Raw genomic sequence first — 10,600 nt, 5'->3', positions numbered from 1 at the left:
GGCGGAAGTTTTGTTCGATTGACCAGACATGTCACGGCTCGAGATTAACGGTCACGCTGCCACGGACGGTCTCCGTCTCGCCTTGAACTTTTGCGGCGAGTAAGAGCGCCCAGTCGCCCGGTCGGTTCCACACCGGTCCGAATTCGATCTCGAACGGGTAAATGCCCGGCTCGGGTTCAGGCAACGCCCTGACAGGTGCGGTCATCGCGACCATGCCATCGGGGCCCATGTCTGCCCTGGTTTCGAAGATAACGGCATCTGGCACGGGCTTCTTGTCGGGCAGGTGCACCAATCGCACCGACACAACGCGTATTCCTGGTGCGGTTTTTTGCGGCGCGCCCACAAGCTCGAACTGGTAGCTCGCGCCTTCGGAACTGGATTTGGGCGCGGACGACGGCTTGCAGCCTCCAAGGGCAAGAGAGCCCGCAATGACAAGCAAGAGCGTGACGATAGCTCCCCGCGCAAGCGGGGCTGTACGATTGAGTGACACGACATTTTCCCTCTGAGCCGCACAACGGAGCCTTTCTATGGCGTTCCATTCGAGAGCGGCGACAACCCAAGCATTGGTGATCCCCTCGCGGAGAAGACAACGCGTACGCGTGTCGGTTATCCGTGAAGCGGAATGGGCACACGCGCACGTGGCGCGCGGCCGGGCTTTTAGGTAAGGGTCTTGGGAGGGAAAGGGTCAGGCGGGACGGAAAAGCCCATTCCCATCACAGAGGGGGGCCAATAGTTCACAGCGCCGTATGCGACAGGCTCGGAGACCGCATAGGAGTTTGCCGCAAGATTCACTGTGGACCCGGAGCATGCTATCAGTTGCAGGCAATCCAAGCTCATGGACTTGCACGGCATCGACTTGTTGATAGCGCTCTTGGATCCCATCATGTCCATCTGGTCGCAGTCGCCTGCCACCATCATACCATCTGCGGTCGACGACATGCCCATCGCATGTGAAAACAACATCGCCTGCGTCGTCGCACTGCCGAAGAAGGCGAGCACGGCCAAAGCAAGAAACAGGTGTTTGAGTGCCACGGCAAACATGGCATGAACGCTACCATTACAAGCAAAAGCATTCAAGCCATCCTCCGCCATCACTTTGGCTCACACTGCTCGTGATTGACGCCACTCGGCGAGCGCGGTAGCGCTGTTCTGTTTGAAGATATTGCGGCGGTTTAGGTAGCGGGCTTGGTTGAAGTGATTGTGGAACGAGGCATGGGTGGTGGCGAATTTCTGCAGGGTCTTTATATCTCTGAACTCCGCCCCATATCTCTGAACTCCGCCCCCCTCGTCGTCGGAACGTTCCGGACGCGTCTACGGCGGGAGTAAAATGGTGGGCCCGGCAGGACTCGAACCTGCGACATGACCGTTATGAGCGGCCGGTTCTAACCAGCTGAACTACGGGCCCGGTCACGGATAGACCCCTATCACGTATCGAGGAAGCTGCGCAGCTTACGCGAGCGCGAGGGGTGCTTGAGCTTGCGGAGCGCCTTCGCCTCGATCTGACGGATGCGCTCGCGGGTCACTGTGAATTGCTGACCGACTTCTTCGAGCGTGTGGTCGGTGTTCATGCCGATGCCGAAGCGCATGCGCAGCACACGCTCCTCGCGCGGCGTCAGCGAGGCCAGCACCCGCGTCGTCGTCTCGCGCAGGTTCCCCTGGATCGCAGCGTCCAACGGCTGGACGGCGTTCTTGTCCTCGATGAAATCGCCCAAGTGGCTGTCCTCCTCGTCACCGATCGGGGTTTCGAGGCTGATCGGCTCCTTCGCGATCTTCAACACCTTCCGCACCTTCTCAAGCGGCATGCTGAGTTTTTCCGCCAGCTCCTCGGGCGTCGGCTCGCGGCCGATCTCGTGCAGTATCTGACGCGAGGTGCGAACGAGTTTGTTGATCGTCTCAATCATGTGAACGGGGATGCGGATCGTGCGCGCCTGGTCGGCGATCGAGCGGGTGATCGCCTGGCGAATCCACCACGTCGCATAAGTCGAAAACTTGTAGCCGCGGCGGTACTCGAACTTGTCCACCGCCTTCATCAGGCCGATGTTGCCTTCCTGGATAAGGTCGAGGAATTGCAGGCCGCGATTCGTGTACTTCTTGGCGATCGAGATGACGAGACGCAAATTCGCCTCGATCATTTCCTTCTTCGCCTGGTTCGCCTCCTGCTCGCCGGTCTGGACGGTATGCACGATGCGCTTGAATTCGCTGATGGGAAGCCCCGCCTCCTTCGAAATCTCGGTGATCTCGGTGCGAATGTCCTTGACCTCGGGCCCGTGCCGCTTCGCGAACTCCTTCCAGCCCTTCGCCTTCAGCCGCGCCGCCCGGCGCAACCAGTTGGGGTCAAGCTCAAGACCGAGATAGCGTTCGAGAAAGTCTTCGCGCTTCACCTTGCAGTGCATGGCAAGCCGCAAAAGCCGGCCCTCCAGCATGACGAGGCGGCGGTTCAGCACCTTCAGATAGTCAACCAAATCCTCGATTCGGGCGTTGTTGAGGTGAACGCCCTCCATCAGCTCGACAAGGTCGGTTTTGAGTTTTTCGTAGCGTTTTTCCTGGGCGGACGTCGTCTTCTCCGCCTTCTGGAAGGCGGCGAATCGCTTCTCCTGAAGGCGATGGAATTTCTTATAGGTCGAGGAAATGTCGTCGAAAATGTCGAGAATTTTCGGCAGCAATTCCTCTTCCATCACGGCCAGGGAAACCGGGTTTTCCTCGCCGTCGGCGTCGGTCTCCTCCCGCTCGTGCGGCTTCCCGTCGGCCGCCCCCTTATAGGTTTCGGGCTGGGATTCCGCGGCGGCTTCCTCGTCTTCGTCGTTTTCCTCGACGGCGGCGCCCTCGGCCGCCGCGGCCGTGCCGCCGTAGGTCGCGTCGAGATCAATGATGTCGCGAAGCAAGATGGTGCCTTCCATCAGGCCCTTGCGCCAATCCACGATCGAGCGGATCGTGGTCGGGCTTTCGCAGATGCCGCCGATCATCTTGTTCCGGCCCGATTCGATCCGCTTGGCGATCGCGATTTCGCCTTCGCGGGAAAGCAATTCGACGCTGCCCATCTCGCGCAAATACATGCGAACCGGGTCGTCCGTCCGGCCGAGCTCGGTGTTGTCGTAATTACCGGCGATGGCGCCGTCTTCGCCCTTTTCTTCTTTTTCCTCTTTTTCCTCTTCGCTCGAATCGTCCGCCGACTCGTCGGCGTTTTCGCCGTCCTCGTTCTCGACGAAGTTGATGCCCATTTCCGACATCATCGCCATGATATCTTCAATCTGTTCGGAGGACGCCTCGCCCGCCGGCAAGGCCGCGTTCAACTCGTCGTAGGTGACGTAGCCGCGCTCCTTGCCGCGGCTAAGCAGCTTTTTTACGGCCGCGTTCACCGTATCGATGAGCGGGGAATCTTTCACCATTTCGGTTTCTTTGCCGGCGACCGGCAAGGATGCTGACTTTGAAGCCATGCGTCTCTTTGCTCCTCTGTATTCTATTCTTCGCATCCGCCTTTTCCCGCACGACCCGCCGAAGCGGAGCGAAAAAGGACCCGATGCCTGAAACCCGTTTAGTCCGACGCGGTCGAGGCCGCACCGCCGTGCCGCTTGTGCACCTTGAACCGCTGCCACGCCTCTTCCGTCAAATTATCCGTCATGGCCCGTTCCGCTTCGCGCAACTCGGCTTCCTCGGCTTGCCGCTGAAAGCGCTGATGAACTTCTTGCCAGCCCTCCAGAGCCTGCTCGCTGGACGCCTCCGGTCGCGCAAAAGCGCCGACGCTCGTATAGAAATCCGGCCGCAAAAGCCGCGCCAAATCCTCCGAAAAGCCGCGCGTTTCGAGATGGCGCTTCAGGGCCTCCGAGTCAAGATCTGGCTGCTCGCTGAAGGCCTCGACGATGGCCTGCCGCAAACGGTCGAGATCCTTGAGCGGAAAGGCCAGATTCCCGAAGCGTTCGGCCACCTCGTTATAGAGATCGGGATGGTTGAGGACAACCACCACTAGAATCTGCTGGCATTTTTTCAACGGCTCGGACGGCGGGGCGGCGGCAGCCGCCGTAACCGGCGCTTTTGCCGACCGCCGCGGCCCTCGGTTCCAAAGGCGGGACCGGAAGTCATCCCGGTAATAGACCTGGACCCGGCGGTCGGCGATCCGGCGGACGGCCGTCTCGAGGCGGCTTTCCAGCGCGGCGCGTCGCTCGGGCGTGTCGGGGGGCTGGCTCTGGAGAATCGCCTCCCACAGCACATCGGCCAGAGGCCGGGCCTGGTCAAGCACGCGCTGCATCGCCGGGGCACCTTCGCCCAACAAGAGGCTGTCCGGGTCCTCGCCCGGCGGCAGTGTCGCGAACCGCAAGGAACGGCCGGCACCGAGAAGAGGCAGCGCCCGCTCCGCGGCGCGAATCGCCGCGCGCTGGCCCGCCGTATCGCCGTCGAAGCAAAGCACGGGCTCGGGCGTAAGCCGCCAGAGCTCCTGGATCTGGGCCTCGGTCAGCGCCGTGCCCAAGGGCGCGACCGCGTTGCGGAAACCGGCCCGGTGCAGGGCGAGCACGTCCATATAGCCTTCCGCGACCAGGGCTTCGCGGCGCTTCTGCACGGTCTCCCTTGCTGCCGCCAGTCCATAGAGCACGTTTCCCTTACTGAAGAGGCGAGTCTCCGGCGAATTGATGTATTTTGCGATCCTCTCCCCGGCCGGGCCGAAGATCCGCCCGCCAAAGGCGATGACGCGGCCGCGGCGATCGGTGATCGGGAAAAGAATGCGCCGGCGGAAGCGGTCATAGGGAAGTTTCGGCGGATCGGTAGCGACGAGGAGGCCGGCCTCCACCATCTCCTTTTCGGAATAGCCCGCCTTGGCAAGGACTTCTTTCAAAAGGCCCGTCGCCTCCGGCGCAAAACCCAGACGAAAGGCGCGGATCGAAGCTTCATCGAGGCCGCGTTCCTGCAAATAGGCGAGAGCCCCCCGACCGCGGGGCCCGTGCAATTCGCCCTCGAACCAGCGCGTCGCCGCCTCCAGCAGGCCAAGCATCCGGTCGGCCTCCCTGGTGCGGGCCGCCCCCGCCGGGTCCGGCTTCGGCATCGGCAAGCCGGCGAGGCCGGCCAGCCGCTCGACGGCTTCGGGGAAGGCAAGGCCGCCGATCTGCATCTCGAAGGCAATCGCATCGCCATGCGCCCCACAGCCGAAGCAGTGGTAAAAGCCCTTCTCCTCGTTCACGGTGAAGGAAGGCGTCTTTTCCTTGTGGAAAGGGCAAAGGCCCGAATATTCGCGGCCGCGCCGCTGCAGCCGCACGTGGCGGCCGACGATCTCGGCCAATGGCACTCGAGCGCGAATCTCATCCAGGAATTGAGGCGAAAAACTCATCAGCCGGCCCGGTGCAACCCTTTTGAAGCTTTCCCCGCCGGGAAGGCTCTTAGCCAAGCATCTCTTTTACGACGCCGCTCGCCTTCGCGAAATCCATCTGGCCCGCGTAGCGTTCGCGAAGCGCTGCCATCACCCGCCCCATGTCCTTCAGATGCGCGGCCTGCTCTTCCTCGACGACCGCCACGATCGCCTGGCGCAGCGCGTCCCCTTCCATCTGCTTGGGAAGAAAGCGCGAGATGATCGTGATCTCGGCGCGCTCGCGGTCGGCGAGCTCCTGCCGTCCGCCCTGTTCGTAAAGAGCGATCGATTCGTCGCGCTGCTTGATCATCTTTTGCAGCATCTGCAGGATTTCGCTGTCGTCGAGGCCGGCGTTGCCACGTTCCGGCCGCACGGCAATGTCGCGATCCTTAAGCGCCGCCAGAATCAGGCGAAGCGTCGAGACTGCGATTTTGTCCTGCGACTTGAGGGCGGATTTGAGCGCCTCGTTCAGTTCAGTGCGCAGCATACGGTTAGGCCGGAAAAGGTCATGTCAGGAATGGTGGAAACCTCTGAACGTACAGGAATCGCCGCCCTTTGGCAACCACCGATTGTTTAGTAACCGATTGATTTTGTTTTCGTTTTCAGAACGGTGCCCACTTGACGGCGGCACGGCTTTTGCTTATGTAACGCCGGGTCCCCTAAAAAACCCATCCGTTCCCAGCGGCGGCCACCACGGACCGCGCGATAAGCGGATGGGCGGATAGGCACTTGCCCGAACGGCTGGAAGCGGCTGTTGCTGCCAGAAGGACGCGAAAGGAAGCCATAGCTAGCATGCCCCCCGCCCAGCCGACGCGCGCCTTCAGGCCGGATGGGAGCCCCCCTCCCGGCGCCTCGGCGGTATTGGTGCTCGAGGACGGCCACGTGGTGTGGGGCAAAGGGGTGGGTGCCCACGGCCAGGCGGTCGGCGAAGTCTGTTTCAATACCGCGATGACCGGTTATCAGGAAATCCTGACCGATCCTTCCTACGCCGGCCAAATCATCACCTTCACCTTTCCCCATATCGGCAACGTCGGCACCAACCGGGAAGACCTGGAATACGCCCGGCCGGCCGCCCGGGGGTTCGTGTTGCGCGCCGGCATCTCGGCGCCGGCGAACTTCCGAAGCGAGGCCCATCTCGACGACTGGACGAAAGCGCAAGGCCTGATCGGGATCGCAGGCGTGGACACGCGGCGCCTAACCCGCCGCATCCGGGACGGGGGTGCCCCGAAGGGGGCGATTTCCCATCCCGCCGACGGCCGTTTCGATCTCGACGCGCTGCACGCGCTGGCGTTCGGCTGGGCCGGCCTCGAAGGAATGGATCTGGCAAAGGAGGTGACGTGCGAGGCGGCCTTCGACTGGGACGAAACCTGCTGGCGGCTTGGCCAAGGCTATGGCCGGCTTCAAGCGCCGACCCATCACGTCATCGCCATCGACTACGGCACCAAGTGGAACATCCTGCGTTCCTTGGCCGACGCCGGCGTGCGCGTTACCGTGCTGCCGGCAACCGCCAAAGCGCCGGAAATTCTGGCGCGCAAACCCGACGGCGTTTTTCTTTCGAACGGACCCGGTGATCCGATGGCGACGGGGAAATACGCCGTGCCGGTGCTCAAGGATCTAATTGCCTCAGGGATACCGATATTCGGCATCTGCCTGGGACACCAGCTGCTGGCCTTGGCCCTCGGCGCCAGCACGGAGAAGATGTTCCTCGGCCATCGCGGCGCCAACCACCCGGTCAAGGACCTGGAAACCGGCCGCGTCGAGATCACCAGCCAGAACCACGGCTTCGTCGTCCGCGAGGCGAGCCTGCCCAAAGGGGTCGCCATGACGCACGTCTCGCTTTTCGACCGCTCGCTCGAAGGCCTGAAAGTGGTGGAAAAGCCCGTCTTTTCCGTCCAGTACCACCCGGAGGCCTCGCCCGGCCCGCACGACAGCCACTATTTGTTCGCCCGCTTCCTGGATCGGATCAAAGCCCATGCCTAAGCGGACCGACATTCAATCCATTCTCATCATCGGCGCCGGACCCATCGTCATCGGCCAGGCCTGCGAGTTCGACTATTCCGGCGCCCAGGCCTGCAAGGCGCTTCGGGAAGAAGGCTACCGCACGATTCTGGTGAATTCGAACCCGGCGACGATCATGACCGACCCGGGGCTGGCCGACGCCACCTATATCGAGCCGATCACACCCGCCATCCTTACCAAGATCATCGAGAAGGAGCGGCCCGACGCCCTGCTGCCGACGATGGGCGGACAGACCGGCCTCAACATGGCCTTAACGCTGGCCCGCGACGGCGTGCTTGCGAAGTTCGGCGTCGAGATGATCGGGGCCTCCCGCGAGGCGATCGACAAGGCGGAAGATCGCGAGCGCTTTCGTGAGGCGATGAAGCGGATCGGCCTCGACTGCCCGCAGAGCGTGCTCGCCCACACCATGGCGGAAGCCTGGGAGGGACTGGAACACGTCGGCCTGCCGGCGATCATCCGGCCTTCTTTCACGCTGGGCGGCACCGGCAGCGGCATCGCCTATAACCGGGACGAGTTCGAAGCCATCGTCGCGGGCGGGCTCGACGCCTCGCCGACGAACGAGGTTCTGATCGAAGAATCCGTCATCGGATGGAAGGAATACGAGATGGAAGTCGTTCGCGATTGCGCGGACAACTGCATCATCGTCTGTTCGATCGAAAACGTGGACCCGATGGGGGTCCACACCGGCGACAGCATCACGGTCGCGCCCGCCCTTACCCTGACGGACAAGGAATACCAGGTCATGCGGGACGCAGCGATCGCCGTGCTTCGCGAGATCGGCGTGGATACGGGCGGCTCGAACGTGCAGTTCGCCATCGATAGGGAGACGGGGCGGCTTCTCGTCATCGAGATGAACCCGCGGGTCTCGCGCTCCTCCGCGCTCGCCTCGAAGGCGACCGGCTTTCCGATCGCCAAGGTCGCGGCGAAGCTCGCCGTCGGCTATCGGCTGGACGAACTCATGAACGACATCACGAAGGCAACGCCCGCCGCCTTCGAGCCGACGCTTGACTACATCGTGACGAAGATACCGCGCTTTACCTTCGAAAAGTTTCCCGACGCCGAGCCGACGCTGACGACCTCGATGAAATCGGTCGGCGAGGCGATGGCGATCGGCCGCACGTTCGCGGAATCCCTGCAAAAAGCGTTGCGCTCGATGGAGACCGGGCTGACCGGGCTCAACTCGCCTTCGCCCAGCTTCGAGGGACCGGAAGCGAAAACCCAAATCAAGGCGGCGCTAGGCAAGGCGACACCGGAACGCCTTCTCCTCATCGCCGAGGCTTTCCGCCACGGCCTTACCATCGCCGACGTGCAAGCGATCACGAAATACGACCCCTGGTTCCTCGAGCAGATCTGGCATCTGGTCGCCGTCGAAACGGAAATTCGGGAACAGGGGCTGCCGAAAATGGCGGCCGGCCTCGTCGAGTTGAAGGGTCTTGGCTTCTCGGACGCGCGCCTGGCCGAGCTTACCGGCACGGCCGAAGAAGACGTCGCTAAGCTTCGGGAAAAACACCATGTCCACCCCGTCTATAAGCGGGTGGACACCTGCGCCGCCGAGTTCCCAGCGATCACCCCTTACATGTATTCGACCTACGAGCCGAAATGGGCCCCGAAAGAGCCGCCCCAATGCGAGGCGGAGCCAAGCGCGCGCAACAAGATCCTGATCCTGGGCGGCGGGCCGAACCGCATCGGCCAGGGAATCGAATTCGACTATTGCTGCGTGCACGCGGCCTACGCGCTGGCCGAGGCCGGCTTCGAGACGATCATGGTGAACTGCAACCCCGAAACCGTCTCGACGGACTATGACACCTCCGATCGGCTCTACTTCGAGCCGCTGACCGCCGAAGACGTTATCGAGATCGCGCGGACCGAACGGGCGAACGGCAAACTGCTCGGCGTCATTGTCCAGTTTGGCGGGCAGACCCCGCTGAAGCTCGCCGCCGCCCTCGAGGCGGCCGACCTGCCCATCCTCGGCACCTCGCCGGACGCGATCGACCTGGCCGAAGACCGCAGGCGCTTCCAGAAACTGCTCAAGAAACTGGGCTTGCGCCAACCGGAGAACGGGACCGCGTACTCCGTCGAGGAGGCCGTGAAGGTAGCGGACGAAATCGGCTATCCCATCGTCGTCCGGCCTTCCTACGTGCTCGGCGGACGCGCCATGCAAATCGTTCACGAGAAGGCGGGCCTCCTTCGCTACATGACCGAGGCAGTGAAAGTTTCCGGCAAGAACCCGGTGCTGGTCGACCGCTACCTGCAATCGGCGATCGAGGTGGACATCGATGCGGTGGCGGACGCGAGCGCCGTCTATGTCGCCGGCATTATGGAACACATCGAGGAGGCCGGGATCCATTCCGGCGATTCCGCCTGCTGCCTGCCGCCCCATTCCCTTTCCGACACGCGGATCGCGGAAATTCGCGCCCAGACGGAAGTGCTGGCCCGCGCCCTCAACGTTTGCGGCCTGATGAACATCCAGATGGCCATCAAGGACGGCGAAATCTACATCCTCGAAGTGAACCCGCGGGCAAGCCGCACGGTGCCCTTCGTCGCCAAGGCGACCGGCGTGCCGATCGCCAAGATCGCCGCCCGGGTCATGGCCGGCGAACGGCTGGCCGACTTCGCCCTCAAACCGGAAGCCACGCGCCATATCGCGGTGAAGGAAGCCGTTTTCCCCTTCGCCCGCTTCCCCGGCGTCGACACCCTGCTGGGGCCGGAAATGAAGTCGACCGGCGAGGTGATGGGCCTCGACCGCGACTTCGGCCGGGCCTTTGCGAAGTCGCAGTTGGGCAGCGGCGTCAGCCTGCCGCTCGAGGGCGTCGTCTTCATCTCGGTCAAGGACGCCGACAAGGCGGCGATGGTTGGCCCCGGCCGGCGCCTAGCCGAGATGGGCTTCCGCCTGCTTGCCACCCACGGGACGGCCGACTACCTGAAGGCGGTAGGCCTGCCCGTCACGTCGATCAACAAGGCGGCGCAGGGCCGCCCCCATATCGTGGATGCGATGAAGAACGGCGAGGTGGCTCTTCTCTTCAACACGACCGAAGGCGCCCAGGCCATCGCCGACAGCCTCAACCTCCGGCGGACGGCGCTCCTTCATAAAATCCCTTATTACACGACCGTCGCCGGCGCCCTGGCCGCCGTCGAGGCCATCGCCGCACTCCGCAGCGGGACCCTTGAAGTCCTGCCGCTCCAGTTTTACTTTAGCGAGTCGTATTAAACCTTCCGGAAAGACCGGGAACCTGTCGGCCCCCTTGCCCG

General features: G+C 62.9%; 7 protein-coding genes and 1 tRNA gene. 2 read left to right on the top strand and 6 right to left on the bottom strand.

What is annotated here, in order from left to right; genetic code table 11:
- Window positions 1-31 precede the first annotated feature (31 nt).
- From AB1781_08725 to AB1781_08700, 6 genes are all read right to left on the bottom strand, one after another.
- Window positions 32-490 (bottom strand): FixH family protein, encoded by a 459-nt coding sequence (locus tag AB1781_08725; protein ID MEW5704650.1) that lies wholly within the window; start codon window positions 488-490, stop codon window positions 32-34.
- Between the two features lie 167 nt (window positions 491-657).
- Complete coding sequence (locus AB1781_08720; GenBank protein MEW5704649.1) at window positions 658-1,092, bottom strand: hypothetical protein; 435 nt, start codon at window positions 1,090-1,092, stop codon at window positions 658-660.
- Window positions 1,093-1,328: 236 nt separating this feature from the next.
- Window positions 1,329-1,405, bottom strand: a tRNA-Ile gene (locus tag AB1781_08715).
- 19 nt (window positions 1,406-1,424) lie between these two features.
- The gene (gene rpoD, locus AB1781_08710; GenBank protein ID MEW5704648.1) at window positions 1,425-3,434 is read right to left on the bottom strand and encodes an RNA polymerase sigma factor RpoD; all 2,010 of its coding nucleotides are present in this window, start codon (window positions 3,432-3,434) and stop codon (window positions 1,425-1,427) included.
- 98 nt (window positions 3,435-3,532) lie between these two features.
- Window positions 3,533-5,314: a DNA primase gene (gene dnaG / locus AB1781_08705; protein ID MEW5704647.1), complete on the bottom strand. Its 1,782-nt coding sequence runs from the start codon at window positions 5,312-5,314 to the stop codon at window positions 3,533-3,535.
- Between the two features lie 49 nt (window positions 5,315-5,363).
- Window positions 5,364-5,819, bottom strand: a complete 456-nt coding sequence (locus AB1781_08700) for a GatB/YqeY domain-containing protein (protein MEW5704646.1) — start codon at window positions 5,817-5,819, stop codon at window positions 5,364-5,366.
- 305 nt (window positions 5,820-6,124) lie between these two features.
- On the opposite strand from AB1781_08700, the gene carA reads away from it, so the two are divergent.
- Window positions 6,125-7,312: a glutamine-hydrolyzing carbamoyl-phosphate synthase small subunit gene (gene carA, locus AB1781_08695; protein ID MEW5704645.1), complete on the top strand. Its 1,188-nt coding sequence runs from the start codon at window positions 6,125-6,127 to the stop codon at window positions 7,310-7,312.
- Window positions 7,305-10,559, top strand: coding sequence for a carbamoyl-phosphate synthase large subunit (carB, locus tag AB1781_08690; protein MEW5704644.1), 3,255 nt, complete (start codon window positions 7,305-7,307; stop codon window positions 10,557-10,559). The genes carA and carB overlap by 8 nt, the downstream gene beginning before the upstream one ends.
- Window positions 10,560-10,600 lie beyond the last annotated feature (41 nt).

Source organism: Pseudomonadota bacterium, assembly GCA_040752895.1.
In the GTDB taxonomy this organism is placed as follows: Bacteria; Pseudomonadota; Alphaproteobacteria.
The sequence above is the reverse complement of the archived record's forward strand: the minus strand, read 5'-3'. Positions and strand labels throughout refer to the sequence as shown.